This window comes from Rhizobium sp. ZX09 (assembly GCF_017357485.1).
Classification (GTDB): Bacteria; Pseudomonadota; Alphaproteobacteria; order Rhizobiales; family Rhizobiaceae; genus Agrobacterium; species Agrobacterium pusense.
This window is the reverse complement of sequence record NZ_CP031364.1, coordinates 122,153-149,150: the sequence shown is the minus strand read 5'-3', so window position 1 is coordinate 149,150 and position 26,998 is coordinate 122,153. Positions and strand designations below refer to the sequence as shown.

26 protein-coding genes are annotated in these 26,998 nt (G+C 59.8%); 20 read left to right on the top strand and 6 right to left on the bottom strand.

Going from position 1 to position 26,998, the window contains the following annotated elements:
- Positions 1-72 precede the first annotated feature (72 nt).
- The 3 genes from BTN45_RS15370 (at position 73) to BTN45_RS15360 (ending at position 3,674) form a co-directional block, all read left to right on the top strand.
- Positions 73-1,596, top strand: a complete 1,524-nt coding sequence (locus BTN45_RS15370; RefSeq protein ID WP_044459250.1) for a sugar ABC transporter ATP-binding protein — start codon at positions 73-75, stop codon at positions 1,594-1,596.
- Positions 1,597-1,646: 50 nt separating this feature from the next.
- Positions 1,647-2,648, top strand: a complete 1,002-nt coding sequence (locus BTN45_RS15365; RefSeq protein WP_045531660.1) for an ABC transporter permease — start codon at positions 1,647-1,649, stop codon at positions 2,646-2,648.
- A 72-nt stretch (positions 2,649-2,720) separates the two neighbouring features.
- Entirely contained in the window at positions 2,721-3,674 is a 954-nt protein-coding gene (locus BTN45_RS15360; RefSeq protein ID WP_004445078.1) for a substrate-binding domain-containing protein, read from the top strand.
- A 240-nt stretch (positions 3,675-3,914) separates the two neighbouring features.
- Here the strand turns inward: BTN45_RS15360 and BTN45_RS15355 are convergent, their stop codons facing one another.
- On the bottom strand, positions 3,915-4,808 hold the full coding sequence (locus tag BTN45_RS15355) for a LysR family transcriptional regulator (RefSeq protein WP_004445076.1): 894 nt from the start codon (positions 4,806-4,808) through the stop codon (positions 3,915-3,917).
- Between the two features lie 537 nt (positions 4,809-5,345).
- Here BTN45_RS15355 and odc2 point away from each other — a divergent pair.
- The 7 genes from odc2 to BTN45_RS15320 all read left to right on the top strand — a co-directional run bounded on the left by odc2 (position 5,346) and on the right by BTN45_RS15320 (position 11,852).
- Positions 5,346-6,479 (top strand): ornithine/lysine decarboxylase, encoded by a 1,134-nt coding sequence (gene odc2, locus BTN45_RS15350; protein WP_207589874.1) that lies wholly within the window; start codon positions 5,346-5,348, stop codon positions 6,477-6,479.
- 191 nt (positions 6,480-6,670) lie between these two features.
- Positions 6,671-7,240, top strand: a complete 570-nt coding sequence (locus tag BTN45_RS15345) for an N-acetyltransferase (protein WP_207589872.1) — start codon at positions 6,671-6,673, stop codon at positions 7,238-7,240.
- A gap of 144 nt (positions 7,241-7,384) precedes the next feature.
- Positions 7,385-7,786, top strand: coding sequence for a MarR family winged helix-turn-helix transcriptional regulator (locus BTN45_RS15340; RefSeq protein ID WP_207589870.1), 402 nt, complete (start codon positions 7,385-7,387; stop codon positions 7,784-7,786).
- 88 nt (positions 7,787-7,874) lie between these two features.
- Entirely contained in the window at positions 7,875-9,170 is a 1,296-nt protein-coding gene (locus BTN45_RS15335) for an MFS transporter (RefSeq protein WP_034496672.1), read from the top strand.
- Positions 9,171-9,446: 276 nt separating this feature from the next.
- Positions 9,447-10,145, top strand: coding sequence for an OmpW family protein (locus BTN45_RS15330; protein WP_004445064.1), 699 nt, complete (start codon positions 9,447-9,449; stop codon positions 10,143-10,145).
- 208 nt (positions 10,146-10,353) lie between these two features.
- Positions 10,354-10,797 carry a glyoxalase superfamily protein gene (locus tag BTN45_RS15325; protein ID WP_207589868.1) on the top strand — a complete coding sequence of 148 codons (444 nt, stop codon included), beginning with the start codon at positions 10,354-10,356 and terminating at the stop codon, positions 10,795-10,797.
- Between the two features lie 311 nt (positions 10,798-11,108).
- On the top strand, positions 11,109-11,852 hold the full coding sequence (locus BTN45_RS15320; RefSeq protein WP_113382402.1) for a class I SAM-dependent methyltransferase: 744 nt from the start codon (positions 11,109-11,111) through the stop codon (positions 11,850-11,852).
- A gap of 59 nt (positions 11,853-11,911) precedes the next feature.
- Here BTN45_RS15320 and BTN45_RS15315 read toward each other — a convergent pair whose 3' ends face one another.
- The 4 genes from BTN45_RS15315 to ugpB all read right to left on the bottom strand — a co-directional run bounded on the left by BTN45_RS15315 (position 11,912) and on the right by ugpB (position 16,093).
- A complete protein-coding gene (locus BTN45_RS15315) occupies positions 11,912-12,973 on the bottom strand; it encodes a sn-glycerol-3-phosphate import ATP-binding protein UgpC (RefSeq protein WP_006700376.1) in 1,062 nt (353 codons plus the stop codon).
- Positions 12,973-13,821, bottom strand: a complete 849-nt coding sequence (ugpE, locus tag BTN45_RS15310) for a sn-glycerol-3-phosphate ABC transporter permease UgpE (protein WP_004445050.1) — start codon at positions 13,819-13,821, stop codon at positions 12,973-12,975. Before ugpE ends, BTN45_RS15315 begins: the two co-directional genes overlap by 1 nt.
- A gap of 10 nt (positions 13,822-13,831) precedes the next feature.
- The gene (gene ugpA, locus BTN45_RS15305; RefSeq protein ID WP_004445049.1) at positions 13,832-14,713 is read right to left on the bottom strand and encodes a sn-glycerol-3-phosphate ABC transporter permease UgpA; all 882 of its coding nucleotides are present in this window, start codon (positions 14,711-14,713) and stop codon (positions 13,832-13,834) included.
- Between the two features lie 69 nt (positions 14,714-14,782).
- Positions 14,783-16,093: a sn-glycerol-3-phosphate ABC transporter substrate-binding protein UgpB gene (gene ugpB / locus BTN45_RS15300; RefSeq protein ID WP_173615987.1), complete on the bottom strand. Its 1,311-nt coding sequence runs from the start codon at positions 16,091-16,093 to the stop codon at positions 14,783-14,785.
- Positions 16,094-16,457: 364 nt separating this feature from the next.
- Between ugpB and BTN45_RS15295 the strand changes: the two genes are divergently transcribed.
- From BTN45_RS15295 to BTN45_RS15285, 3 genes are all read left to right on the top strand, one after another.
- Complete coding sequence (locus BTN45_RS15295; protein ID WP_207589866.1) at positions 16,458-17,537, top strand: GTP-binding protein; 1,080 nt, start codon at positions 16,458-16,460, stop codon at positions 17,535-17,537.
- Entirely contained in the window at positions 17,534-17,803 is a 270-nt protein-coding gene (locus BTN45_RS15290; protein ID WP_006700378.1) for a hypothetical protein, read from the top strand. Before BTN45_RS15295 ends, BTN45_RS15290 begins: the two co-directional genes overlap by 4 nt.
- Before the next feature lie 97 nt (positions 17,804-17,900).
- The gene (locus BTN45_RS15285) at positions 17,901-18,338 is read left to right on the top strand and encodes a YqaA family protein (RefSeq protein WP_207591647.1); all 438 of its coding nucleotides are present in this window, start codon (positions 17,901-17,903) and stop codon (positions 18,336-18,338) included.
- 155 nt (positions 18,339-18,493) lie between these two features.
- Here the strand turns inward: BTN45_RS15285 and zigA are convergent, their stop codons facing one another.
- Positions 18,494-19,699, bottom strand: a complete 1,206-nt coding sequence (gene zigA, locus BTN45_RS15280; protein ID WP_137069352.1) for a zinc metallochaperone GTPase ZigA — start codon at positions 19,697-19,699, stop codon at positions 18,494-18,496.
- A gap of 340 nt (positions 19,700-20,039) precedes the next feature.
- Between zigA and aztA the strand changes: the two genes are divergently transcribed.
- From aztA to BTN45_RS15245, 7 genes are all read left to right on the top strand, one after another.
- Positions 20,040-20,852, top strand: a complete 813-nt coding sequence (aztA, locus tag BTN45_RS15275; protein WP_207589864.1) for a zinc ABC transporter ATP-binding protein AztA — start codon at positions 20,040-20,042, stop codon at positions 20,850-20,852.
- Positions 20,845-21,711 (top strand): zinc ABC transporter permease AztB, encoded by an 867-nt coding sequence (aztB, locus tag BTN45_RS15270; protein WP_034496649.1) that lies wholly within the window; start codon positions 20,845-20,847, stop codon positions 21,709-21,711. The genes aztA and aztB overlap by 8 nt, the downstream gene beginning before the upstream one ends.
- 27 nt (positions 21,712-21,738) lie before the next feature.
- Positions 21,739-22,764: a zinc ABC transporter substrate-binding protein AztC gene (gene aztC / locus BTN45_RS15265; RefSeq protein ID WP_113382403.1), complete on the top strand. Its 1,026-nt coding sequence runs from the start codon at positions 21,739-21,741 to the stop codon at positions 22,762-22,764.
- A 357-nt stretch (positions 22,765-23,121) separates the two neighbouring features.
- Positions 23,122-24,135 (top strand): LacI family DNA-binding transcriptional regulator, encoded by a 1,014-nt coding sequence (locus BTN45_RS15260; RefSeq protein ID WP_006700382.1) that lies wholly within the window; start codon positions 23,122-23,124, stop codon positions 24,133-24,135.
- A 258-nt stretch (positions 24,136-24,393) separates the two neighbouring features.
- Positions 24,394-25,752, top strand: coding sequence for a flagellar protein FlgA (locus tag BTN45_RS15255; RefSeq protein ID WP_006700383.1), 1,359 nt, complete (start codon positions 24,394-24,396; stop codon positions 25,750-25,752).
- A 17-nt stretch (positions 25,753-25,769) separates the two neighbouring features.
- Positions 25,770-26,072, top strand: coding sequence for a putative quinol monooxygenase (locus BTN45_RS15250; RefSeq protein WP_034497555.1), 303 nt, complete (start codon positions 25,770-25,772; stop codon positions 26,070-26,072).
- 12 nt (positions 26,073-26,084) lie between these two features.
- The gene (locus BTN45_RS15245) at positions 26,085-26,987 is read left to right on the top strand and encodes an NAD(P)-dependent oxidoreductase (protein WP_107327274.1); all 903 of its coding nucleotides are present in this window, start codon (positions 26,085-26,087) and stop codon (positions 26,985-26,987) included.
- Positions 26,988-26,998 lie beyond the last annotated feature (11 nt).

The window sequence follows — 26,998 nt, the reverse complement described above, 5'->3', positions numbered from 1 at the left end:
TCGTTCATGGTCACTTCAAGGACAATCGAAGGGCAGGAGCCGCCCGTTCGCACCGGATGTCGGTGAGGGCGCATGGCTATTGCTGAGGTTACTGCGGAACCGGCACTTGTCCGGACGGTCGGGTTATCGAAATCTTTCGGACCGGTTCAGGTTCTGAAGGACATAGAGATAGACGTGCGGGCCGGTGAGGTGCATGCCATCATCGGTGAGAACGGCGCCGGCAAGTCGACGCTCATGAAACTGCTGGCGGGCAATGAAAAGCCCTCGGGCGGTGAGATCCGTGTCGACGGCGACCCGGTCACGCTGAGCGGGCCGGTGGATGCCGAACATCGCGGCATTGTGCTCGTCCATCAGGAAATATTGCTCGCGCCTGATCTGACGGTGGCGCAGAACATCTACCTTGGCCGCGAACTGCGCAAGGGCCCAGTGGTGGACGATCGTGCCATGCGCGACGGCGCCCGCAGGGCGATCACCGAACTGGGCGGCGTGATAGACCCCGATGCCATCGTCGGCAGCCTGTCTATCGCCCAGCGGCAGTTGGTGCAGATCGCGCGCGTGCTGCTCGTGCCGCATCGGCTGGTCATTTTTGACGAACCGACGGCCAGCCTGACGCCTATCGAAACCGAGGCGCTGCTTAACGTCATCCGCGATATTCGCGCGAAAGGCGTGGCCGTGCTCTATATCTCGCACCGCCTGCCGGAAGTGAAGGAAATCGCCGACCGCGTGACCGTGCTGCGCGACGGCCGGCTGGTCGCCTCTCACCCGGCCTCGGAGCTGGAGCCTGCCGATATGGCGCGGCTGATGGTGGGGCGCGATGTGGCGAAACTCTATCCCGACCGGAACGCCGGCGGCGAGCGCGAGCCTGTTCTTGAGGTGGAGCATTTTAACGTCCCCGGTTATGCGCAGGATGCCGGTTTCAGCCTGCGCAAAGGTGAAATCCTTGGTTTTGCCGGGCTGGTGGGGGCGGGCCGGACGGAGCTGATGGAGGGTGTGCTGGGCCTGCGGACCGGGCGTGGGACGGTGCGTCACCTTGGCCGGACGGTGCACTTCGCCAAGGCGGAGGACAGCCTCAGGGCCGGCATCGTTTACCTCAGCGAAGACCGTAAGGGGAAGGGGCTGTTGCTCACCAAGGATCTGCGGGTCAATCTCACGCTTGCGTCGCTGAAAAAATTCAGCCGTCTGTTCCAGATCGACACCGGCCGGGAAACGGCCGCGCTCGATGCTGCAGTGCGCGACTTCGACATTCGCACAGGACGCAAGGACTTGCTGGCGGGCCAGCTTTCCGGCGGCAACCAGCAGAAGCTGCTGCTGGCCAAGATGATGCTGCTCGACCCGTCCATCGTCATCATCGACGAGCCGACCCGCGGCATCGATATCGGCACCAAGGAGCAGATTTACCGCTTTATCGCCGGGCTTGCGGATGAGGGGCGCTCGATCATCGTGGTTTCCTCGGAAATGCCGGAGCTGATAGGCATCTGCGACCGCATTCTGGTGATGCGTTCGGGCAGGATTGTCGGTGAGGTGACGGGGGAGCGCATGACTGAAAACGACATCGTGGCGCTGGCGACGGGTGTTCACACGCAGGAACCCGCCTGAGCGCCCGCGTTCGGGGAAACATGGCCTGACAAAAGAAACTGAGGGGAAATATGACTGAGGCCGCATTTGATAACGGCAAAACGCCGAAGACCTCGAAGGACTGGGACCTGCGCGCCGTCGCGCCTTTCGTGGCGCTGGCACTGCTGCTGGTTCTCGGCACCATCGCCAATCCCAATTTCATCGGCATCGACAATCTGTTGAATGTCATCACCCGCAGCGCCTTCATCGCCATCATCGCGCTGGGCGCAACCTATGTCATCACGTCAGGCGGGCTGGACCTGTCGGTGGGCGCCATGGTTGCTTTCGTGGCCAGCCTGATGATCCTGTTCATGAACAGCGGCGCGATAGCGAGCCCGTTGCTGATGCTTCTTGCGGCAATGGCACTCGCGCTCGCCATCGGCGCGGCCTGCGGGCTGGTAAACGGGCTCATCACCACCATCGGCCGCATCGAACCCTTCATCGCCACACTCGGCACCATGGGTATCTATCGCGGGCTGACGACCTGGCTGTCGCAGGGCGGCGCGATCACGCTGCGCAACCCGGAAATCCAGACGCTTTATCGCCCGGTCTATTTCGGCAATGTTCTGGGCGTGCCGGTGCCGGTCATCGTCATCTTCGTCACGGCTGCGATAGCCGCCTTCGTGCTTTACCGTACCCGCTACGGGCGGCATCTGACGGCGGTTGGCTCCAGTGAGGATGTTGCGCGTTATTCCGGCATTTCGGTCGCCCGGGTTCGCACCATCGCCTATGTGGTACAGGGGCTCTGCGTCGCCGTTGCGGTGCTGCTTTACGTCCCGCGCCTCGCGTCTACTTCGGCAACGACAGGCATGTTGTGGGAGCTGCAGGCGATTACGGCCGTCGTCGTCGGCGGTACGGCGCTGCGCGGCGGGGTAGGGCGCATCTGGGGCACGATCTGCGGCGCCTTCATTCTGGAGATCGTCGGCAACATCATGATCCTGTCGAACTTCGTCAGCGAATATCTGATCGGCGCCATTCAGGGGGCCATCATCATCATCGCCATGCTGGTGCAGCGCTCGCTCAGCCGCAGGTAAGGTATCACACCGCGCCATGTGGGGCAGGCGCGGTTGGAGGAGGAACGCCCCGGTCTTGGGAGGAAAGAGACTATGCGTAATAAATTCATCGGCGTGGCCTTTGCCGCGCTGGCAACGGTGCTGGCGGGTTCGGCCCACGCGCAGGACAAAAAGGTCACGATCGGCGTGTCCATTCCGGCGGCCGACCATGGCTGGACGGCGGGCGTGGTCTACCATGCCGAACGTGTGGCGAAGCTTCTGATGAAGGAGCATCCGGGTCTCAACGTCATCGTCAAGACATCGCCGGACGCCGCAAACCAGGCCAATGCGCTGCAGGATCTGGCCGTGCAGGGGCTCGACGCGCTGGTCGTCCTGCCGTCCGATCCCGATCCGCTTGTCAACGCCATCAAGGAGATCAAGGACAAGGGTACCTTCGTCGCGCTCGTCGACCGCGCGCCGAGTGTCAACGACAATTCGATCCGCGATCTCTATGTGGCCGGCAACAACCCGGCGCTCGGCCAGGTAGCCGGCGAATACATCAAGAAGACGACGCCGGATGCCGAAGTCGTGGTCATTCGCGGCCTGCCGATCCCGATCGACCAGCAGCGCCAGGATGGCTTCGACAAGGGTATCGCCGGCTCGAATGTCAAGGTTCTCGACCGCCAGTACGGCAACTGGAACCGCGACGACGCCTTCCGTGTGATGCAGGACTATCTGACCAAGTACAAGAAGATCGACGTGGTCTGGTGTCAGGATGACGATATGGCGATCGGCGTGCTGGAAGCCATCCAGCAGGCCAAACGCACCGATATCCAGTATATCGTCGCGGGCGCCGGGTCCAAGGACATGATCAAGAAGGTCATGGACGGCGACAAGCTTGTGCCGGTCGACGTGCTCTATCCGCCGGCGATGGTGGCGACCGCCATGCAGCTGACGGCCGGGCATTTCTACGATCAGGTGCCGGTCGCGGGTGAGTACATCCTCGATGCAACGCTGATCACCAAGGACAATGCCGAGCAGTTCTACTTCCCGGATTCGCCGTTCTGACGAGCTGGCTTCTGCCATGCGACGCCCGCTGCAAGGCGGGCGTCGATGCTGCTAAAAGTTTTGCCTAGGTTTGGATTTGGCGAGACGGCTGCATCCCCACTCCGTCACCCCGGACTTGATCCGGGGTCCAGGGCGATCAAGTCCTTGATCGCGGGAGAGTCCTTTCACGGCGCAGACGCGCCGTGGCTGGATGCCGGATCAAGTCCGGCATGACGTAAGTACGCTCGGCGAATGCCGCCTTCACCCGTTCTTCCTGAACCACGCCGAGAGATAATCCACGAAGCTGCGCACCTTGGCGGGCAGGTAGCGACGATGCGGATAGACCGCATAAATGCCGCGGTCCTTGGAAATATAATCGTCGAACAGCGTCACCAGTTCTCCGGACTGGATATAGGGCCGGGCGATAAAGTCAGGCACCATGGCGATTCCGAGGCCGGCACGCGCCGCGCGCAGGGTCGCCTGTGGGCTGTTGACCTCGATGGGTCCGCTGATGGCGACCGAATTTGAGCCGCCATCCGGCTCCAGATACCGCACCGTATTATGAAAACGCGTATTGGTGTCGATGATGAAGGGAACGCGGGAGAAATCCTGCGGACCATCGAGCGGTCCGTGTTGCGCGACGAAATCCGCCGTCGCCACCGCATAGACCCGGAAATCGGAAAGCTTGCGGGCGATCAGGCCCGAATCCTCCAGCCGGGTGATCCGGATCGCGAGATCGAAGCCTTCTTCGATCAGGTCGACGAATCGGTCTTCCGCGACGATCTCGAGCGACAGTTCCGGATTTTCCTTGGCGAAGTCGATGAGGCTCTGGCCGACCTCCGCGTCGATGAAAGTGCGTGGAACGGAGATCCGCAGTTTTCCTTTCAGATCGGCATTCTTTTCCCGAACAAGGTCGGCGAGATTGTCGATCTCCTTCAGAATGTCGGATGCTGTGCGGTAATAGGTGTGCCCGGCTTCCGTCAGCGAAAACTGCCGCGTGGTTCGGTTTAAGAGAAGCGCTCCGAGATCGTCCTCCAGTTCCCGCACATATTTGGACAGAAGCGCCTTGGAGCGCCCGGTCTTGCGCGCCGCAGCGGAAAACCCCTCCGCTTCGACAACATCGATAAAGGCGCGGATGCGCGTCAGCGTGTCCATGAAAACCCTCCAGTTTGTTCCATATAATTGAACACCGCGCCCTGACTGTTCAACCTTAAAATCGCTGCTGAAAAATTCCGCTATATGGTGAAAAAATCCTCTTGATTATGACGGCGAATATTCTTATCTCCCGTGCTGCCCAAAGTCGCACGTGCCCATGTGTGTCCGCCGATTCCTCGATGTGGTGAGGATTTAGGTAAGGTACCTGGAACTAACCCCTCCAGTCGCTATTTCGGCCAACCGGAAAATGCGAGGACATACGAAGCAACGACGGTGCGGGCCTTTCTGGTTCTCTGCCGGCTCTCCATCAGCCGGGGTACTAAAGAGGCACACCATCATTGCCTGAAGTGCGGTCGGGTCATTCCCTCCAATCCATGGCAGACAAAGCCGAATGATGCTCTGGCAGGGCGTCGTTCACATTCGCGCCTTGAGCGTATGCTATCGATTCTGCGCCTCCACCGGCTGATTCGAATGCATATCTCGAGCGTCCTTTGTCCTCCGGATTTTTCCGGAGCCGGTTTAACAGGGAATACATCGATGACGACTGCACGCATTCTCGACTTCATCAAGACCCGACGTCCCGAAGGCCCTTGCCTCGTGGTTGATCTCGACGTCGTGCGCGACAATTTCAACGCGTTCCGGCACTCCCTGCCGAACAGCGCGATCTATTATGCCGTGAAGGCAAACCCGGCTCCCGAAATCCTGAAGCTGCTTGCTTCGCTCGGCTCCAACTTCGATTGCGCCTCCGTGGCTGAAATCCAGATGGCGCTCGATGCGGGTGCGACTTCCGAACGTATCTCCTTCGGCAACACCATCAAGAAGGAACGCGATGTTGCGCGCGCCCATGCGCTCGGCATCGATCTCTTCGCCGTGGACAGCCATGAGGAAGTTGAGAAGGTTGCCCGTGCAGCTCCCGGCGCGCGCGTGTTCTGCCGCGTTCTGACGGATGGCGAAGGTGCGGAATGGCCGCTGTCGCGCAAGTTCGGCTGCGTACCGCAGATGGCTGTCGACGTTCTGGTCTACGCCCATCAGCTCGGTCTCGAGTCCTACGGCGTGTCCTTCCATGTCGGTTCGCAGATGATGAACCTTGACGCATGGGATGCGGCACTGGCCGATGCCAAGCGCGTTTTCGCTTCGCTTGCCAAACAGGGCATCCACCTGCAGATGGTCAATATGGGCGGCGGTTTCCCGACCAAGTACCTGCGCGACGTTCCGGCTGCCGAAGAATACGGCCAGGCCATCGACACGGCGCTGCGCAAGCACTTCGGCAACCAGATCCCGAAGACCATCATCGAACCGGGCCGCGGCATGGTAGGCAATGCCGGCGTCATCAAGGCGGAAGTCGTTCTCGTGTCGCGCAAGTCCGACAATGATAACCACCGCTGGGTGTTCCTCGACATCGGCAAGTTCGGCGGTCTCGCCGAGACGATGGATGAGGCGATCCGTTACCCGATCCGCACCGAGCGCGATCAGGACGAGATGGAGCCCTGCGTTCTGGCCGGCCCGACCTGCGACAGCGCCGACGTGCTGTATGAAAAGAACATGTATCCGCTGCCGGTCTCGCTGACCATCGGCGATGAAGTTCTGATCGAAGGCACGGGCGCTTACACGACCACCTATTCGGCGGTTGCGTTCAACGGTTTCGAGCCGCTGAAGGCCTACGTCATCTGATCCGAGTGCCGTCCGCTGAAAGAGCGGCGTCTCGACCAAGCTTCCGTTCCGGCCCTGCCGATTGTGCTGTTGCGCAAATCCCTGCTTGCTGCACCTCTTCCAGCCGAGGAAAGCGTGTCGGCGGGCCGGAACGGCTCCACCAATTTTCATCAAGGGCCGCGTGTGGGCGGTTGTGTGACGGGAGGCCAAGGATGGCCGCTCTTTTGAATTCGGTACGGGCATTTTTCACACCGCAGACATTTCATGTCGATCAGGAAAATCCGGGCGATGTCGTTGCCCGTGAAAACCTGCTGGACCGCGCCATGGGCGCCGGACGCCGCCGCAAGTCTTCCGAAAAGCTGCGCGCCGGCCGCGTTCCCGCCGAAGGCCTGGCGCTCGTCGCCCGCGATGAGGACGGCCATGTCATCGGCACGGTGCGCCTGTGGAACGTCGAAGCCGGTATCTCCCGCGAAGGCCGCGCCGTCGAAGCGCTGCTGCTCGGCCCGCTGGCCGTCGATGCCGCCCATGAGGGCAAGGGCATCGGCTCGGCGCTGATGCGCGCCGCCATTACCGAGGCCACCAGGCGGGGCCATGGCGCCATTTTTCTGGTTGGCGACGCCCCCTATTACGAGCGTTTCGGCTTTTTCGCCGACAAGGCCCAGCATCTCATCATGCCCGGCCCGTTCGAGCGTAGCCGTTTCCTGGCGCTGGAGCTGAAAGCTGGCTGGCTTGAAGGTGCTGCCGGCCTGCTGGTGGCAAGCGGCCGCAGGCTCTCTGCCTGAGACGAACCTCTGTCATGATATTAAACCCCGGCCCAAAGCCGGGGTTTATTGTTTGTGCTTTGCGCGATTGCGAGGCCCTGCGGCGCTCGACAATTTGGGGGGCAGGTCTTGCGCGCGGCAATATACGGGTATATACCCGGTGTCATGTCAAGCAGCCATTGCCACTGTATCCTGTTGCGCAAAGCATCCCGCAAGGTCTCGTCCTATTATGACGAGGCGCTGGCGCCGCTTGGTGTCAACATCGCTCAGTTCAGCCTGCTGCGAAATATCAATCGGATGGCGCCGGTCTCGCTCACGGATCTGGCTGCCCGGGTGGAACTGGATCGCTCTACCGTTGGCCGCAATGCAAAGGTGCTGGCGCGGATGGGTCTGGTCTCTATTGGTCACGGTGAGGATCAGCGGGAAGCGATGCTGACCGTAACGGAGGAAGGGCACGCGATCCTCAAGGCGGGCGCACCGCTCTGGGATGGGGTGCAGGATGAAATCGAGGCCCGGCTTGGGCCCGAGAAGACAGCACAATTGCAGGAGTTGCTCGCAGCCTTGTAATTTTTTGGTGATATGCGGGTATCTGCCCGCAATGTGGGGTGTATACCCGTAAAATGTGGGCCGCGGCCGCCGGAAAGGGAATTCGAACATGCTCTCCACACGCCTCGCAAGCTGGATGGCCGGCAGAAATCTGCACTATGGCTGGCTCGTCGCCGCGACCACCTTTCTCACCATGCTGGCCACCGCGGGTGCGATGGGATCGGCGGGGGTGATGATCCAGCCGCTGCATCAGGAATTCGGTTGGGATATCGCCGATATTTCTTCGGCCATGGCCGTCAGGCTTGTGCTGTTCGGTCTGCTTGGGCCCTTTGCCGCCGCTTTCATGAACCATTTCGGCATCCGGCAGGTGGTTTCCACCGCGCTTGCCCTGATCATGGGCGGCATTGTCGCCTCCTTCTTCATGACTGAGGTGTGGCAATTGCTGCTGCTCTGGGGCGTGGTGATCGGCGTCGGCACCGGCATGACTGCCCTGGTGCTGGGCGCCACCGTGGCGACACGCTGGTTTTCCAAGCGTCGGGGACTGGTGATCGGCCTGATGACGGCAAGCAACGCCACCGGCCAGCTGGTTTTCCTGCCGCTGCTGGCGGCGCTGACGGAAGCCTATGGCTGGCGAACCGCCTTGACCCTGTCCGTCGCGGTGATTGCCACCGCCATGGTCCTCGTCCTGCTTTTGATGCGTGACCACCCCGCCGATGTCGGTTTGCCGGCCTATGGCGAGACGGTGGTGACAAAGCCGGTCAAGCAGGACCACAATCTCCTCGCCACGCTGGCATCGCCGCTGGTGACGCTGAAAAGCGTCTCGGGCAACCCCGTCTTCTGGGTGCTGTTCGGCACGTTTTTCGTCTGCGGACTTTCGACCAACGGTCTCATCCAGACACACTGGATCTCGATCTGCGGCGATTTCGGCATGGCTGCGGTAACAGCGGCGGGAACGCTGGCGGTGATCGGCATTTTCGACTTCTTCGGTACGATCTTCGCCGGTTGGCTTTCCGACCGGTTCGACAATCGCTTCCTGTTGTTCTGGTTCTACGGTCTGCGCGGTCTTTCCTTGCTTTACCTCTCATTCTCAGGCTTCAGCTTCGTGGAGCTTTCGGTCTTTGCCGTCTTCTACGGGCTGGACTGGGTAGCGACCGTGCCGCCGACGGTGAAGCTTGCCGCGGAAAACTTCGGCCGTGAAAAGGCCGGTCTTGTTTTCGGCTGGGTCTTTGCCGGCCATCAGCTGGGGGCAGCCACCGCCGCCTTTGGCGCCGGTTTCTTCAAGAGCGACTTCGATACCTATATGCCCGCGCTGCAGATTGCCGGTCTGATGTGCATGATTGCCGCCGTCTCGGTTCTGCTGCTGCGGAAGCCGGGCTCCGCGACCCTGACGCCGCAGACGGCGTGATATGCATGGGGGAGGCCTGCGCATGTGGCCTTCTCCTTATTCTGTCTTCTGCAGGCGGGTCGCCGGGCGGTATTGTTGCGTAATTGCCACAATGCTTGCCGGTTCATCGCTTCCATACATGAAGGGCATCCCGGTTTGATCCATCTCAATCGGCCTGCGTCACCCTTCGTCATAGTGGCTCCCAAGCGGTTGCGGCAGGCGAAGATTCGCAAGGCCCGCCGTCATCAGCCGGTTCCGGGGACTTGCCCGGCTGCGGTGCGCTATAGGAGAGATGGAATGACGAATAGAAACAGAAACAACGCCTTGCTTGCCAGTGTTGCGATTGGCGTTGCCGCCATGCTCGGGTCCGCCGATGCGATAGCCGCTGATATGACCCAGGCGGCGCCGGCTCCGACTGCGGAGGAAGCGATTGCGGCGGCAAGCCCGTGGATGCTGCGCGTGCGCGGCCTCGGCGTCATCACCAACGACAGCGGGAGCGTCGACGGTGTGCCAGGGGCTGGCTTGTCCTATTCGGATACCGTAATCCCGGAACTCGACATCAGCTATTTCTTCACCGATAACTTCGCCGCCGAACTCATTCTCGGCACCACCTATGCCAAAATCAATGGCGAGGGCGTGCTGGCCGGCACGCCGGTCGGCAAGACCTGGCTGCTGCCGCCGACACTGACGCTGCAATATCACTTCACCGACTTCGGCGCTTTCAAGCCCTATATCGGCGCGGGCGTGAACTATTCGCTGTTCTACAACCAGACCGAAAAGCCCGGTTTCAGCAATCTCGACGTCAAGAACAAGCTGGGCGCCGCCGTGCAGGTCGGTTTCGACTATATGCTGGATGAGCATTGGGGTGTGAACTTCGACGTGAAGAAGATCTTCCTCAAGACCGACTGGACGGCGGAACTCGGTGGCACGCCGATCAGCGGCAAGGCCAAGCTGGATCCGTGGCTGATTGGCGCGGGTATCACCTATCGTTTCTGACAGTAGATCAATGAAGCGCGGCCTTTGACGGGCGGCGCTTTCTGGGCTATAGGGACGGCCACGGGCAAGAGCCCCGGCCGTCCGCAGGCGCGTTTGCGCCCCTGGTGAAGCTCTTTTCTTGATAACGGTCATCCCATGTTTTGCATGTCGTCGATGGCAACGCGGACCCCCTTCGGAACATTCGGCATGCACATGTTGGAGAACCGTTATGAACGTGTCCAAACCGCTTCCCGCACTTGAGGGGCTGAAAGAACAGGCAAAGCGCCTGCGTGCCGCTCTTGAGGATGAGGGACAGTCAATCGCCCATTCAAAGGCGTTGGAACTTATCGCCGCGCAATATGGCTTCCGCGACTGGAATACGCTACATGCCGCCGCGGGAAATCGTCCCGCCTTCAATCCCTATCTTCTGGGTTCGAGGGTGGAAGGTTTTTACCTCGGGCAGCCTTTCGTGGCCTCCGTTCTGGGCGTGCAGGCGCTCGGCGGCGATCCCGAACGTTACCGGCTGACCCTGCATCTCGATGATCCCGTGGATGTCGTGACCTTCGAAAGCTTCTCCGCTTTCCGCCAGCGCGTTCATTGCAATGTCGATACCTCCGGCCGCACCCTGGAGAAAACTTCCAATGGCCGGCCGCAGGTGGAACTCGTCTGGTAGGTTGGCGCTCCCTTGATTGGTCGCCGTTCATGGAGGCGAAGCACGGGATTTCAGGCTTTTGAACCCCCTTTTCATTTGAAAACTGAAAGGGGGTTCAGTCGAAATTTGCGATGTTTGCTTCACCGCGTCTTTCCGCATCGCCCCCTTAATACACGTCAGTGCTCGTCCGAGTATACATAATATATTTTTTGGTTGTGCTTGTGTGTTATTAATAGCATTTATTGTAGATATATTTGTTTTGCAAAGTAAAATCTGTTACTGTATTGAGTGGATATATAAATATTATTGTCTGCTTATGTTTGAGGGATTTTATGAGCGATACGCAGTGGCTGGAATGGGGCAGGAAAAACCCATATTACGGCGTGTATTCCGAAGACCGATTTCACACTTCAAATATCGAGGCAACGAAGGGAGAATTCTTCGCAACCGGGGAAGCCAATGTCTCTTGGATGCTGGGTCGTGCGGAACAGTATTGCGGGCCGTTGGGTAAAGGGCGTGTTCTTGAGTTCGGTGCCGGGGTGGCTCGAATGAGCATACCGCTTGCATCCCGTTTTGAAACCGTAATCGGCGTTGAACTATCTCCAGACATGCGTGCCGAAGCCGTTAAGAACTGCCAGTTATACAATGTCAAAAATGTCGAAATGGTCCCTTCAGACGACGATTTAAGTCACGCTTCGGGCGAATTTGACCTCGTCCTCAGCTATATCGTTCTCCAGCACGTAGATGCCAGGAGGGGAGTGATGCTGATCGACAAGTTGCTGTCTAAGGTCGGCCCCAACGGTGTCGCCATTCTCCAGGCGAGCGTCAAACGGCCTGAACGCCGCTTGTCAGACCGTCTACGCTATCACCTGCGCCACAATGTGCCAGTGCTGGCGGCAACATACAGATTCCTGCGTGGAAAAGGCTGGAATACACTTTCAATGCGAATGTCGGAATATGATCCTATCGCCATCCTCGCGGCGTTCAGTCGGAACGGAATGAAGGACGTTTTGCTTTCCGAGCATTATCAAGGTGATGTCCTTACCTTTCATTTCACGGCGAGAAAGGGCGGCTAACACGACGGGACGCCATTACTTAGATGCTGGACATCGCAGTAATGGCATCCCGCAGTGGCTTAAATCCGCTTCCCCGCCGAATCGAACAGATGGAAATCCTTTGCCTGGGCGGCGATTTTCAGCGTTTCGCCGATGCGCAGTTGTGAGCGGCCGTGGACGCGGAAGACGATGGTGGTGCCGTCGGCGAAGGAGCCGTGCACGTAACTTTCCGCACCCACCAGTTCCACGGCGTCCACCTGCACGGTGCCGGTAAATGCAGCGTCGGTGGGTGCCTCACTGGCAAGGGTGATGTCTTCCGGGCGGATGCCGAGCGTGGCAGCGCCCTGCGGCAGTGCCGTGCTTTCTATCACCGACCAACCGGAAGAGCCGTTGGCCGTCGCCGTCCCGTGGTTCAGCAGGTTCATCGAGGGCGAGCCGATGAAGGTGGCGACAAAGGTCGTGGCCGGTTTCTCGTAAAGCTCGATCGGCGTGCCCATCTGCTCGATTCGGCCGGCATTCAGCACCACCAGCCTGTCGGCGAGCGTCATGGCTTCCATCTGGTCGTGGGTGACATAAACGCTTGTCGTGGCGAGAGAGCGCTGCAGACGGCGAATTTCGACGCGCATCTGCACGCGCAGCTTGGCGTCGAGGTTGGAAAGCGGCTCGTCGAACAGGAATGCCGCGGGCTTGCGCACGATGGCGCGGCCCATGGCCACACGCTGGCGCTGGCCGCCGGAAAGCTGGCGCGGCTTGCGCTCCAGGAATTGTTCGATTTCGAGAGCCTTGGCCGCCTCCGTGATACGCCGCTCGATCTCCTCCTTCGGCGTGTTGCGGTTCTTCAGGCCATAGGCAAGGTTCTGGCGCACCGTCATATGCGGGTAGAGGGCGTAGTTCTGGAATACCATGGCAATGTCGCGGTCTGAGGGTTCCAGATCGTTGACGACGCGGTCGCCGATGACGATCTGGCCGCCGGAAATGCCTTCCAGACCGGCGATCATGCGCAGCAGGGTGGATTTTCCGCAGCCGGAGGGACCGACGAGCACGATCATTTCGCCATCGGCGATGTCCATCGATACGCCCTTGATGGCTTCGACATTGCCGCCATAAACCTTGCGGACGTCTTTCAGCGCAATTTTTGCCATTACTTCTCGGTCTCCACCAAACCTTTGACGAACCAGCGCTGCATCAGCACCACAACGATAACAGGGGGGATGATGGCGAGGATCGCCGTCACCATCACGTAATTCCAGGGCGTCGAGGCATCGGTAAAATCCACCATGCGCTTGAGGCCGATGATGATCGTGTTCATCTTTGCGTCGTTGGTCACGAGCAGCGGCCAGAGATATTGCGTCCAGCCGTAGATGAAGAGGATCACGAAAAGTGCCGCGATATTGGTTTTCGACAGCGGCAGCAGGATATCGCGCATGAAACGGAACGGACCCGCATTGTCGATGCGCGCCGCTTCCACCATTTCACCGGGAATTGTCAGAAAGAATTGCCGGAAGAGAAAGGTCGCCGTGGCTGAAGCCATCAGCGGCAGGGTGAGCCCCGCATAGGTGTCGATCAGGCCCAGATCGACGATGACCTTGTAGGTGGGCAGGATGCGTACTTCCACCGGCAGCATGAGCGTGATGAAGATCATCCAGAAAAAGCCCATGCGGAAGGGAAAGCGGAAGAAAACGATGGCGAAGGCGGACAGGAACGAGATGATGATCTTGCCGATGGCGATGGCCAGCGCCACGACGAAGCTGTTGAACAGCAGCCGTTCGAGGCTGACGCCGACGACCCTTTCCACGCCGCCAACCATGGCGTCGGTATAGTTTTCTCCGAGATGGCCGCCTGGCAGCAGCGACATGGGCGGCCGGATGATGTCGTTCGACGTCATCGAGGAAGCGATGAAGGTGTAGTAGATCGGAAAGGCCACGATGATGATGCCGAGCACCAGCATCAGATGGGCAATCACGCGTGCGATGGGGCGATTTTCAATCATCAGGACGTCCTCAGCCGTAATGCACGCGCTTCTCGACGAAGCGGAACTGGAAGGCAGTGAGCGCGATGACGATCACCATCAGGATCACGGATTGCGCGGCGGATGAGCCGAGATTGAGGTTCACGAAGCCATCATTATAGACCTTGTAAACCAGCGTTTCCGTCGCCTTTGCGGGGCCGCCGCCGGTCACCGCATGGATGATGCCGAAGGTGTCGAAGAAGGCGTAGACCGTGTTGACGACCAGAAGGAAGAAGGTGGTCGGCGCAAGCAGAGGGAAAACGATGGTCCAGAAGCGCCGCGAACCGCGCGCGCCATCAATGGAGGCGGCCTCCAGCAATGATTTAGGAATTGCCTGCAAGCCCGCGACAAAAAACAGGAAATTGTAGCTGATCTGTTTCCACGCAGCCGCCGCGACGACGAGCAGCATGGCCTGATTGCCGTTGAGCAGCGGGTCCCACATGATGCCGTTGCGACGCAGGATATAAGAGAAGGTTCCCATGGCCGGATTGAACATGAAAAGCCACAACATGCCGGCCACCGCCGGCGCGACGGCATAGGGCATGATCATCATGGTGCGGTAAAAGCCCTTGCCGCGCACCACCCTGTCTGCCGCCGTTGCCAGCAGCAGCGCCAGCCCCATGGAAACAAGCGCGGTGAGGATGCTGAAAACGACGGTGACCTGCAGCGAGTTGAGGTAGCTTTCATCAGAAAGTACCGCGGAAAAATTCGCCAGACCGACGAAATTGCTGTTCAGCCCGAAGGCATCCTCGCGCATGGTGGACTGATAGAGCGCCTGGCTGGCCGGCCAGAAGAAAAAGATCACCGTGAGGATGATCTGCGGGGCGACCAGCAGATAGGGCAGGATCTTGTTGGGGAATACGACGCTTTGCACGGCGATCTCCTGATGACATGGAAATGCCGCCCGCATCTGTCAGAGGATGCGGGCGGGGCAGGGGATCGTTTAATTGCCGGCGGCCTGTTTGATGGCCGCGTCGCCGCGCTGGACTATCTTGTCGAGTGCTGCCTTCGCATCCTGCTTGCCGGCCAGCATCGCCTCGAACTCCTCGTTCATGATGTCACGCACCTGCGGCAGGTTCACGAGACGCACACCCTTGGAGTTTTCTGTCGGCGGTTTGCCCATCATCTGCAGCAGCGGCGTTTCACGGCCGGGGTTCTTGTCGTAGAAGCCGGATTTCTTGGTTTCCTCATAGGCCGCGATCGTGACCGGCATATAGCCAGAGACCTGATGCAGGCGAGACTGGATCTTGGTCTGGGAGAGGAAGTGGAAGAACTCCGCTACGCCCTTATATTCGGCATCGCTCTTGCCACCGAAGACCCAGAGGCTGGCGCCGCCCGGGATGGTGTTCTGCGGGCCATGGCCCTCATAATAGGGAAGCTGGCCGATGCCGTAATTCATCCCGGTCTTGATGATATCTCCAAGGCCGCCGGAGGATTCGGTCAGAATACCGCATTCGCCGGACATGAAGAGTTGCTTGGCTTCCGAGGTGCGGCCGCCATAACGGAAGACACCGTCTTTCGCCAGATCGGCAATCGCCTGGAAATGCTCGACAAAGAGCGGCGCATTGACGGCGAGCTTCACATCGGTGCCGCCGAGACCGTTTTCATTGCTGCCATAGGAGACGTTGTTCCATGCGGCGAAGTTTTCGGTCTGGATCCAGGTCAGCCAAGTGGAGGTGAAACCACATTGCGCGGCACCGCTGGTCTTGATCTTTTTGGCGGCTTCGAAGACTTCAGGCCACGTCTTCGGCGGGTTGGCGGCATCGAGGCCGGCCTTCTGGAAGATATCCTTGTTGTAATAGAGGATCGGCGAGGACGAATTATAGGGGAAGGACAGCATGGTGCCGTCAGGCTTGGAATAATAGGCGACGATGCCTGCCAGATATTCATCCTTGTTGAAGGTGTAGCCGCCTTCCTTCAGCACGTCCGCTACCGGTTTGATGGCGCCCGCAGCACCCATCATGACACCGGAGCCGGCATCGAAGACCTGAATGATGGCAGGCGCCTGCTTGGCGCGGAAGGCGGCGATGCCGGCGTTCAGGGTTTCGGGATAGGTGCCCTTGAAGACGGGCATGACCTTGTAGTCTTTCTGGCTGTCGTTGAATTCCTTGGCAAGCGAATCCACGACTTCGTTGTTGGCGCCGGTCATGGCGTGCCACCACTGGATCTCCGTCACAGCATATGCATTCGATGTGACAAAAAACGAAAGCGCGGATGCCGCAGCAAGGCGGTAGCTGAGTTTTTTCAAGGCGATTCCTCCCATTATGAAAACAGTAAAAGATACAGCCCCTTAATTGCAGCCTATCCTCCTCGATATGGCTGCGGGCGATCTTTTCTGTATTAGCATCGCCGATTAAAAGCGAACTCTAACGAAAATGCAATAGAACGTGGAACGATTAAAACGAAAGTGAAGGAAACGGATTTATTATTCCATTTCCTTCGTTCCGCGGTTTTTTCATGCGCTTGGCCACCGGCGCGTGTCTTCGCTGGATTCCCTCCTGTCGAAATCCAATAGTTGCCATTGATATGTTATTACATTACCTATTATATTGCTGTGAATTTGTGCGGGCGAAGAGGTGGATGTGTTCGGATTGAAGCGGAAAAAGGCGGTTGGGCGCATGGACGATTCGGCTGGCCTGCCATCTTTGCGAACGGTGCCGGTTACCCTGCTTACCGGCTTTCTCGGTGCAGGCAAGACCACCTTGCTGAACGCGCTTCTGGCTGAGCCGGCCATGCGGGATGCGGCCGTGATCGTCAACGAATTCGGCTCGGAACCCATCGATCACGGCCTGGTGCGGACGGGTTCCGAACGATATTTCAGAACGACGACGGGTTGCATCTGCTGCACCGCCACGAGCGAGATCCGCACCTCGCTTTACGAACTGCATCAGGCCATTCTGGAAGGGGTAATGCCTGATGTATCGCGGGTTGTCATCGAAACCACCGGTCTTGCCGATCCTGCGCCGATCATCAACAGCCTGATCGCCGGCGGCACACCGGCGCTGGGCCTGCGGGATCACGTCGTCGCCCGGCATTTCCATCTTTCGGGCGTGGTGACGGCTTTCGACGTTGTCTCGGGCCCGCCGATGCTCAACAGCTTCATTGAGGGCTGGAAACAGCTTGCCTTTGCCGACCACATCGTTTTGACGAAGAGCGATCTGGCCGATGACGCGGCGCTGGACCGCGAAAGCCTTGCCGATCTCAATCCCGCAGCCTCGTTTCATGATCGCAACGCAGCCGATTTCGATCTGATGTCGTTGTTCAACGCATCGGATTATTCGCTGTGCGGCAAGGCGGAGGATGCGCCTGCATGGCTCGCGGCCGACAGGCTTAGCCTTCATGCGGCCCATCAGCACGATATCAACCGCCACGGCGTCGGGGTCGAGGCCTTCAATCTCACCTTTGACGGGGTTTTTGACCCCCAGGCTATGGTGACTTTTCTCGAGCTCGTCACCAGCAATGTGCATTCCGGTCTTCTGCGGCTCAAGGGAATTTTCGGGGCGACGGATGATCCGGAGCGACCGGTTGTCGCCCACGCGGTGCAGCATCGGCTTTATCCGCTTACCCGCCTGGAGCGCTGGCCGGATCAAGATCGTTCGACACGTATCGTGCTGATCGGCATGGACATGCCGCAAAAGCCCATTCGCGAGCTTTTCGACACATTGGCCGCGCAGGCAAGGCGGAAGGGCAGGGCATGAACAATCCGCTTGCACGCAGTGGGTCCGCGATCATCTCGCACGCCCGTCTTCTGAAGCAATGGTCACGCGATTTGCTGCAACTCAAGCCGGAAGACAGTATTACCGTCAGCGAGCTTTCCTGCGCGCTGCCGGATTGCCCGCCACGGGAAACGGTGATCGTCATCCTTGCCGTTTCCGGTACGACCCGGCAATTGTCCATCCACAAGGCGCTTCTCGCGGTGGATCATGACGATATTGTGCGCGCCATTGCCGCGAATTCAGCTTGAGAACCCGCCTCCACGCGGCAGAGCCGCTTGACGGCCGCGGCCCTTATCCGCCACTTCAGCGACAGCGATGGGATTCGCGGATGATGAAGGACAGGCGATGGCCGATCTGGCTGTATATGCGGGTTTGTTTCTGACGGCGTTCATTGCGGCGACCATCCTGCCCATGCAGTCGGAGGCGGCGCTTGCGGGTCTCGTCCTTCTAAAATCCCACCCCATTTGGCTGCTGGTTGTCGTGGCGAGCGTCGGCAATGTCGCCGGCTCCTTTGCCAACTGGCTGCTTGGCCGTGGCATCGAACGTTTTCGACACGAACGTTGGTTCCCGGTCGGGGAGGCTGCGCTGCAACGGGCGCAGAACTGGTACCGGCGTTACGGCAAATGGTCCCTGCTGCTCAGCTGGGCGCCGATCATCGGGGACCCTCTAACGGTTGCGGCCGGCATCATGAAAGAGCCGCTGCCGGTGTTTCTGCTGCTGGTCACCATCGCCAAGGTCGGGCGATACGTGGTGCTCGCGATGGTGACGTTGAATTTTTCATGAAGCTTCTCCTCCGTCATGCCGGGCTGGATCAGGCATCCAGCCACGGCGCGTCTGCGCCGTGAAAAGAGTTTTTCGCGATCAAGGACTTGACCGCGCTGGACACGGACCTGATCCCGAGTGACGGTTTGCGATTGCCCCGCATCGGTAGCTACCGCTCAAGCCGCCTGCCGGTCCCAGCTGGCGAAAGGATCGGGCAGGTGCCGCCAGGCATCGGGCGTGAAGGCATCCGTGTCGATCAGGCAGGCATCGAGCTGGGCGCGGATGCGGGCTTCATTCATTGGATCGGAACCTATGAAGACGATTTCCTGGCGGCGGTCGCCGAAGACCGGGTCGAGATAGGGCTTCATCATATCAAGGAACTGCTTTTCGCGCGGCCATTGCTCTTTCGGCACGGCGGACCACCAGAGACCCATCTTGCCGGTGCGAACCAGGGCGCCGGCCTGGCTGATCTCTCCCACATAACGCGGCCGCGTCGCCAGCCAGAAAAAACCCTTGGCGCGCACGACCCCCGGCCAGGCGCGATCGATGAAACGCTGGAACAGCACGGGGTCGAAAGGCTTTTTGGCACGATAGACGAAAGAGCGAATGCCATATTCCTCGGTTTCGGGAATGTGGTCCTTGAAACCATGCAATTCCTTGAACCAGAGAGGGTGTTGTTCGGCCCTGGCGAAATCGAAGCGGCCGGTGCCCAGAACCTCCTTCAGCGCCACCTTGCCGAAATCGGCCTCGATGAGTTTTGCATCGGGGTTCAGCCCGATGATGATCTTGCGGGCGGCATCCCGCTCCTCTGGCGTTGCAGTGCCGATCTTGTTGAGCACGACGACATCGGCGAATTCGATCTGCTCCACCAGAAGATCGACGATGGTGCGGTTGTCGCCATCGCCCGCCGTTTCGCCCCGGTCGGCCAGAAAATCGGACGAACCGTAATCGTTGAGAAGATTGGCGGCGTCCACCACCGTCACCATCGTGTCGAGCCGGGCAACATCGGAAAGGCTGCGACCATTCTCGTCGCGGAAATCGAACGTCGCGGCGACGGGAAGCGGCTCGGCGATGCCGGTCGATTCGATCAGCAGATAGTCGAAACGGTCCTGCTCCGCCAGCGCCCGCACTTCCTTGAGAAGATCGTCACGCAGGGTGCAACAGATGCAGCCATTGGTCATTTCCACCAATTGCTCTTCGGTTCGGGAGAGATTGGCCCCGCCGTCACGAACCAGCGCCGCATCGATATTGATCTCGCTCATGTCGTTGACGATCAAGGCCACGCGCAAACCATCGCGATTGGCGAGAATGTGGTTCAGAAGCGTCGTCTTGCCAGCGCCTAAAAAGCCGGAAAGCACGGTGACGGGTAGTTTTTTCGACATTTGGACCTCGTTCTGTAAACGTGTTTCGAGTGGACCTTGGCGGGCACGTCGGGGCATTGGGAAACGATCCGGCGCGCATCGTTACCATACGTAACGTAATAACATTACATATATGGGGCGTGTCAACAGGTGAGCGAGAAATTGCCTTCGGCATGAGCGTGGTGGTTACGCGTCCGGATGAATAATTCGCCGTTTGCCAGCAACGGCCTACCCCGCGGAGGGGACAGCGTGCCAGTCCGCTTCCACCAGTAAATGTTATTTCATTACATATTCGTTTGACGAATGTAATAACATTACATATCAAGGGTCATCGAATGACATCCTGCTTCCGGAGGGATCGATGAACGATCCGTGCCTTATCTTCTCAAATCTGACCCTTGGATATGCCGGCCGGGCGGCGGTGCACCATCTCAATGGTAGTATTGCCTGCGGCTCGCTTACCGCCATTATCGGCGCCAACGGCTCGGGAAAATCCACGTTGATGAAAGGCATTGCCGGCATTTTGAAGCCGCTTGGCGGCGAATGTCGGGTCAGTCCGGCGATCTCCGTCGCCTATCTGCCGCAACAGTCGGAGCTGGACCGGTCCTTTCCCGCTCAAGTACGAGACCTTGTGGCCCTCGGTCTCTGGCCGAGACGCGGCCTGCTCGGACGACACCGTTCCGAAGATAGGACGGCGATCGACCAAGCGCTGAAAGCGGTCGGACTGTCCGGTTTTGAAAGGCGAAATATCGACTCCCTCTCGGGTGGCCAGATGCAGCGTGCCCTTTTTGCCCGGGCCATGCTGCAGGATGCGCAGCTCATTCTGCTCGATGAGCCCTTCAATGCCGTCGACGAGCGGACGGTGACCGACCTGCTGGTGCTGATTAAGGCATGGGTGGCGCAAGGGCGCACCGTTCTGGCCGTACTTCACGATCACCAGCTCGTGCAGCAGCATTTTCCCCAGACGCTTTTCCTGGCGCGAAGGCTGGTCGGGCTTGGTCCAACGGCTGAAGTCCTGCAGGCGGAGAATCTTCGCCAGGCCCGAGATTTCCATGAGGCGTGGGAGGCGAATGCGCCTTGGTGCGCGCCGGCTTCCCCTCCGCTCCCTCCGGATCCGGCGGCGCCGCCGCACGCCCACGCCCACCTCCACGCGAATTCGAATAGCCATGGCTGATATCTTCATCGATCCTTTCATCCAGTATGTCTTCATGCAGCGTGCGCTTGCCGGTGCGCTGATCCTCGCGGTCAGCTGCGGCCCCGTCGGGGTTTTTCTGATGCTGCGCCGCATGAGCCTGACGGGCGATGCCATGTCGCACGCCATCCTGCCGGGCGCTGCTGTCGGCTTTCTGTTTTATGGGCTGGACATTCTGCCGATGACGATTGGCGGGCTCGTCGTTGGCCTCGTGGTCGCGCTGGGGGCCGGCGCGGTGTCGCGTTTCACCGTTCAGAAGGAGGACGCCTCTCTCGCCGCGCTTTATCTGATTTCGCTGGCGCTCGGCGTGCTGCTCGTCTCATGGCGTGGCTCCAGCGTCGACCTGATGCACGTTCTGTTCGGCACGGTGCTGGCGCTGAACAATGAGGCGCTCGGACTGATCGGCGGCATCTGCGTCATTACGCTTGCGGTGATGATCACCTTCTGGCGCGCGCTCGTGGCCGAATGCCTCGATCCGCTCTTTCTGCGCTCGGTCAGCAGATGGGGCAGCCCGGTGCATTTCCTCTTCCTCGGCATCGTCGTGCTCAATCTCGTGGGTGGCTTTCAGGCGCTGGGGACGCTGCTTTCAGTCGGGCTGATGATGCTGCCGGCTGCCGCCAGCCGCTTCTGGTCAAACCGCGTCGCGCCCATGTGCTTCATTTCCATCGGCATCGGCATGGTGTCCTGCTTTGCCGGTCTTGTCCTGTCCTATCACGCGTCGCTGCCATCGGGCCCGGCGATCATCCTTTCGGCGGGTGCCGTCTATGCGCTCTCCATCCTCTTCGGCACGCGCGGCGTGCTCATCGATCTTCTCGGTTCCGGCCGCCACCGCGCGGCCTGAAAACAGCCTTTGAAACAGGAGAATCCAATGTTCAAAACCTTCCGCTTAGCCACGTGCGCCAGTCTTCTTTCGCTCTCACCGGTTCTGACGGCGCAGGCTTCCGCCGCCGAACTGAAGGTCGTCGCCAGCTTCTCGATCATCGCCGACTTCGCGAAAAATGTCGGTGGGGATCGTGTGGAGATCACCACGCTCGTCGGGCCGGATGGCGATGCCCATGTCTATGAGCCGCGCCCTGCCGATGCTGTCGCCGTCAGCAAGGCTGATGTGGTGCTGGTCAACGGCCTGGAATTCGAGGGCTTTTTGAAGCGGCTGATTGAAACGAGCGGCACGAAGGCGCCAGTTGTCGAGCTGACCAAGGGTGTCGAGCCGCTCAGGCTTTCCGACGAGCCCGCCGGCCACGCCCATCCTGAGGCCGAGGAAGAGGAGGCTCACGACCACAAGACCGGGGAAGCCGGCCACAAGCACGAAACGGCTGACGCCCACGATCACGACCATGGCCATGGAGGACATCACCATCACGGCGAGTACGATCCCCATGCCTGGCAGTCCATCAAGAATGCCCAAATCTACGTGAAGAACATAGCCGGCGCCTTTTGCAAGGCCGACAAACCCGGCTGCGCGACCTATACCGCGAATTCCGACGCCTATGTCGCCAAGCTTGCTACTCTGAACGAGAAGGTGAAGACAGAGATCGCCGCGATCCCGCCGGAGAAGCGCGTCATCATCACCTCGCATGATGCCTTCGGTTATTTCGAGCATGCCTATGGCCTGAATTTCCTCGCGCCGGAGGGCATCTCGACGGAGTCCGAAGCCTCTGCCGCCGATGTCGCCAAGCTGGTGGACCAGGTCAAACACGACAAGGCTTCGGCCATCTTCGTCGAAAACATCACCGACAAGCGGCTGATCGACCAGATCGCCAGCGAAACCGGCCTGAAGGTTGGCGGCACGCTTTATTCCGACGCGCTTTCCACGGCCGATGGCCCGGCCGCGACCTATATCGACATGGTCAACCACAATATCGAGACCATCTCGGCCGCTGTACTCGGGCAATAAGACCGCCGTTCAGCCGAAAAGTTTCAGGGTGGCTTCGGCCACCCTGATTTCGCTCGTGTCATTCAGGCCGGGATGACCCTGCTGTCATCGGCGTGATGAAACGGCCTGACCGAGCCTGAGCTCGAGCTTGCCATCGGTTCTGGCCGTCGACCCCCGTCGACCTTTCGTCCTGGCAGGGGCGGACCGGAGCTTTGGAGTTGTCTGATCCGGCCACTATAAAACTCTAATTTGCGGCCGATTGATCGTTTGGCCGTTGATAACCGCATCGGACCGGCTTTTCGTGCGAAGGCCCGTCGATGTAAAGTGCCACCTGTGACGTTCATGGGGGCAAGCACTTTGGCCAAATCTATCAGGACGATGGAGGAGTTTTCGGAGTTTGTCGGCCTTTCCCGCCCGACCGTTTCGAAATACTTCAATGACCCGGCCTCGGTCCGCAAGAAGACGCGGGATGCCATCGAGGATGCGCTGAAGAAATCCGGGTTTCGGCCGAACATTTTCGCCGTCAACCTCAACCGCCGCCGTTCCAACATCATCGGCATCATCATCCCGAGTTCCACCGACCCCTTTTATATGGCGCTCACGAGCCGTATCGAGCTCATTGCGAGCGAAGCCGGGTTTCTGGCCTTCGTGCTTTCATCGGACGGCAAGCCCGAAATCGAAGACCGCGCCATCCGCACCTTCAAGTCGATGAACGTGGCGGGTGCCATCATCGCGCCGCTTGGCGTCAAATCCCATCGCGCTACGCTGGAGCAACTCGCGGCCACTGTCCCGATCGTCTATGTCGATTCGCCGCTCGACGAGACGTCCGCCTTTGTCGGCACCGATAACCGGCAGAGCGTGGGACTGATGGTGGATTATCTCTGCCGCTCGGGAGAACCGCCCTGTTTCTTCGACATGCCGCAGGTCAATACCAATGCCGCCACGCGCCGCACGGCCTATGTGGAGGCCATGCAACAACTCGGCTTCGAGCCACATGTGATTAACGTCCCGGGCGACATCACATGGGAGTTTGAACGGTTTGCTTTCGAGGAAGCAGGCCGGCTTCTGGAACGGCGCACGCTTCTGCCGTCGCGGACGATCCTGTGCGCCCATGACCGCATCGCCTTCGGCGTCATCGCCGCGGCTTTTCAGAAGGGCATCAGGGTCGGCCACGGCGCCGATTACGATCTGAGGGTCGCTGGCCATGACGATCATCCGCTGGCGCGTTATGCCTGCCCGCCCATCACCACCGTGGCGCAGAACTACAACGAGATCGGCAGGCTGTCGATCGAGCTGCTGTTTCAGAAACTGAACGAGGAGGCAGACGATGCCACCCGAATGCGGGAGCGCATCCTGCTCAGCGCCGATCTGATGCTGCGGAAATCGGCCTGAGGATCGTTAGAAAAACTAAAATAAAAATGTGATTTTCTAAATAGAACTAATATTTGAACGCTCCTACTCTGTTCTCAAGGTTGCTTTGGGAGGCGACCGCGAGAGCCGGCGCACAGGTGTGCCGGGCTTCGGGAGGAACGTCAGATTGCCATGTCTCCAGTGCCGTGAGGGGAGCCTCGCAGCCGCGGTATCGCATGGTTTTCGCCGGGCTGACTGGACATTCTCGCCAGCAATTTCCCCAGCGAAGGATGATGAAACATGAACCTCTATTCTCTTCTGTCAGAACGTGCGGCCGGCGGCAGGCCTGTCCGCGTCGGTCTCATCGGCGCGGGCAAGTTCGGCTCCATGGTGCTGGCGCAGGCGCAGCGCATCGCCGGTTTCCACATGGTCGCCGTTGCGGACCTCAATGTCGGAAAGGCGAAGGAATCGCTGGATCGCGTCGGCTGGCCGAAGGAGCGCTACGATGCGAAGAGCTGCGCCGAGGCGCTGAAGAGCGGCAAGACCTATGTGACCGACGACGTGAACGAGCTTTTCGCCTGCGGTGAGATCGAATGCGTCATCGAAGCCACCGGCCATCCGCTGGCCGGTGCCCGCCACGCGTTGGGCGCCATCGACCACAACAAACACGTCGTCATGGTCAATGTCGAAGCTGACGTCATGGTCGGCCCGATCCTTGCCGAAAAGGCCCGCGCCAAGGGCCTGATCTATTCCATGGCTTACGGCGACCAGCCGGCGTTGATCTGCGAGCTTGTCGACTGGGCGCGCGCCACCGGCTTCGAGGTCGTTTCCGCCGGCAAGGGCATGAACTTCGAGCCGCGTTACCGTTATTCGACGCCGGACACGGTCTGGGGTTATTTCGGCTGGACGGACGAGGAAGTGGCCAAGGGCGACTTCAATCCGAAAATGTATAATTCCTTCACCGATGGCACCAAGGCAGCCATCGAAATGGCGGCTGTCGCCAATGGTACGGGGCTGGATTGCCCGGATGACGGTCTGGCTTTCCCGCCCGCCGGCCTGCACGATCTCGCCCGTGTTTTCCGTCCCGCCGCCGATGGCGGCCGCATGGCCCGTTCAGGCCTGGTGGATATCGCCGCAAGCCAGGAACCGGATGGACGCGAGGTGTTCAACAACATCCGTTACGGCGTCTTCGTCACGTTCAAGGCGCATAATGAATATGCCCGCGCCTGCTTCAAGCAATATGGCCTGCTGACCGATCCGTCCGGCTGGTACGCCTCCATGTGGCGTCCGTTCCATATCATCGGACTCGAAACCTCGATCAGCGTGCTCTCTGCCGTATTGCGAAACGAGGCAACCGGCTGCTCGAAGGAGTTCCGCGGCGATGCCGTCGCCACAGCCAAGAAGGACATGCAGCCCGGCGAGATGCTGGACGGCGAGGGCGGTTATGCGGTCTGGGCGAACGCCATTCCAGCGACCCGCAGCCTGGACATGAAAGCGCTGCCGATCGGCCTCGCCCATAACGTCAAGCTGAAGCGCGCCATCAGGAAAGACCAGATCGTCAGCTTCGACGATGTGGAGCTGGTCAACGATCTCGACGTGGTGAAGCTGCGTCAGGACATGGAAAACCGCTTCCGCCCGCAAAAGGACGCTGCGGCGTGACGGGCGGGGATCAGGACATGTCGAAGGGGGCTTTCGTGGTGATAGCGGAATTTCGGGTCAAGCCCGACGCGATGGAGGCCTTTCTCGACGCTGCGCGTGATGACGCCACCCATTCGGTTCGTGATGAACCGGGTTGCCGGCAATTCGACGTGGTGCGGCCGGAAACGGGAAACAATGTGGTGTTCTACGAGGTCTATGACGACAAACAGGCTTTTGACGACCACCTGAAGACACCGCATCTCGACCGCTTCCGCGAGGCGTTTCCGGCGCTTATCGAAGAAGAACTGCCGGTGCGCTTCCTGAACCGGCAATGGCTTTGAAGGATGGGAACGATGGCAGACATCCGCCAGGTTGCCGTTATCGGTACGGGCATCATGGGCGCACCCATGGCGGCGCGCCTGGCAGAGGCCGGGTTTTCCGTCAAGGCCTGGAACCGCAGTGCCGACAAGGCTGCGGTTCTGGCAGAGAAGGGCGTGCAGCCGACTGTAACGGCTGCCGAGGCTGCGGCCGAAGCGGATGTGGTGCTCTGCATGCTGAGTTCCGGGCCGGTCTGCAACGATGTTCTGCTCGGTTCGCCGGGCATCGTTTCAGCCATGAAGCCCGGTGCGGTTCTGCTGGTCATGAGTTCCATTCCCGTTGAAATTGCAATGGAACAGGCTGAAGCCGCCATGGCATGCGGCGTCAGATATGTCGATGCGCCCGTGTCCGGCGGTGAAAAGGGAGCGATCGAAGGAACGCTCGCCATCATGGCCGGGGGTGAACAGCGGGATGTGGATGCGCTGCGGCCGCTCCTCGGTTTTCTTGGCCGCGTCACGCACGTAGGGCCGGTGGGCTGCGGCTCTCTGGCCAAGCTTGCCAATCAGCTGATCGTCGCCTCGACAATCTGCGCCGTTGCCGAAGCTCTCACCCTTGCGGAAGAAGGGGGAGCGGACCCGGCACAGGTGCGCCACGCCCTGCTTGGCGGATTTGCCGATTCCACCGTCTTCCGTCAGCACGGAAAACGCATGGTTGAGGGCGATTTCCGCCCCGGCGGGCCGGCGAAATATCAGGTCAAGGATACGTCCACGGCGCTGGCCTTCGCCAGAAGCCGCGGCCTGACATTACCGGTCAGCGAGGAGGTTGACCGGCTGTTTCGCTCCATGGTCGAGCATGGCGCGGGCGAGCTTGATCACAGCGGTGTGATCCTTGAAATTAAGCGCATGAATGCGTTCGGAGGAACGCTCGAAACTGTTTAAGACACAACAAA

Coding starts and splice junctions, on each gene's coding strand:
- BTN45_RS15295 (WP_207589866.1), top strand. CDS start 16,458: ATGGACGATTCGGCTGGCCTGCCATCTTTGCGAACGGTGCCGGTTACC.
- aztC (WP_113382403.1), top strand. CDS start 21,739: ATGTTCAAAACCTTCCGCTTAGCCACGTGCGCCAGTCTTCTTTCGCTC.
- BTN45_RS15260 (WP_006700382.1), top strand. CDS start 23,122: ATGGAGGAGTTTTCGGAGTTTGTCGGCCTTTCCCGCCCGACCGTTTCG.
- zigA (WP_137069352.1), bottom strand. CDS start 19,699: ATGTCGAAAAAACTACCCGTCACCGTGCTTTCCGGCTTTTTAGGCGCT.
- BTN45_RS15330 (WP_004445064.1), top strand. CDS start 9,447: ATGACGAATAGAAACAGAAACAACGCCTTGCTTGCCAGTGTTGCGATT.
- BTN45_RS15285 (WP_207591647.1), top strand. CDS start 17,901: ATGGCCGATCTGGCTGTATATGCGGGTTTGTTTCTGACGGCGTTCATT.
- BTN45_RS15320 (WP_113382402.1), top strand. CDS start 11,109: ATGAGCGATACGCAGTGGCTGGAATGGGGCAGGAAAAACCCATATTAC.
- BTN45_RS15335 (WP_034496672.1), top strand. CDS start 7,875: ATGCTCTCCACACGCCTCGCAAGCTGGATGGCCGGCAGAAATCTGCAC.
- BTN45_RS15255 (WP_006700383.1), top strand. CDS start 24,394: ATGAACCTCTATTCTCTTCTGTCAGAACGTGCGGCCGGCGGCAGGCCT.
- BTN45_RS15245 (WP_107327274.1), top strand. CDS start 26,085: ATGGCAGACATCCGCCAGGTTGCCGTTATCGGTACGGGCATCATGGGC.
- BTN45_RS15250 (WP_034497555.1), top strand. CDS start 25,770: ATGTCGAAGGGGGCTTTCGTGGTGATAGCGGAATTTCGGGTCAAGCCC.
- ugpE (WP_004445050.1), bottom strand. CDS start 13,821: ATGATTGAAAATCGCCCCATCGCACGCGTGATTGCCCATCTGATGCTG.
- BTN45_RS15370 (WP_044459250.1), top strand. CDS start 73: ATGGCTATTGCTGAGGTTACTGCGGAACCGGCACTTGTCCGGACGGTC.
- odc2 (WP_207589874.1), top strand. CDS start 5,346: ATGACGACTGCACGCATTCTCGACTTCATCAAGACCCGACGTCCCGAA.
- BTN45_RS15360 (WP_004445078.1), top strand. CDS start 2,721: ATGCGTAATAAATTCATCGGCGTGGCCTTTGCCGCGCTGGCAACGGTG.
- BTN45_RS15345 (WP_207589872.1), top strand. CDS start 6,671: ATGGCCGCTCTTTTGAATTCGGTACGGGCATTTTTCACACCGCAGACA.
- BTN45_RS15290 (WP_006700378.1), top strand. CDS start 17,534: ATGAACAATCCGCTTGCACGCAGTGGGTCCGCGATCATCTCGCACGCC.
- BTN45_RS15315 (WP_006700376.1), bottom strand. CDS start 12,973: ATGGCAAAAATTGCGCTGAAAGACGTCCGCAAGGTTTATGGCGGCAAT.
- BTN45_RS15325 (WP_207589868.1), top strand. CDS start 10,354: ATGAACGTGTCCAAACCGCTTCCCGCACTTGAGGGGCTGAAAGAACAG.
- BTN45_RS15355 (WP_004445076.1), bottom strand. CDS start 4,808: ATGGACACGCTGACGCGCATCCGCGCCTTTATCGATGTTGTCGAAGCG.
- BTN45_RS15365 (WP_045531660.1), top strand. CDS start 1,647: ATGACTGAGGCCGCATTTGATAACGGCAAAACGCCGAAGACCTCGAAG.
- aztA (WP_207589864.1), top strand. CDS start 20,040: ATGAACGATCCGTGCCTTATCTTCTCAAATCTGACCCTTGGATATGCC.
- BTN45_RS15340 (WP_207589870.1), top strand. CDS start 7,385: ATGTCAAGCAGCCATTGCCACTGTATCCTGTTGCGCAAAGCATCCCGC.
- aztB (WP_034496649.1), top strand. CDS start 20,845: ATGGCTGATATCTTCATCGATCCTTTCATCCAGTATGTCTTCATGCAG.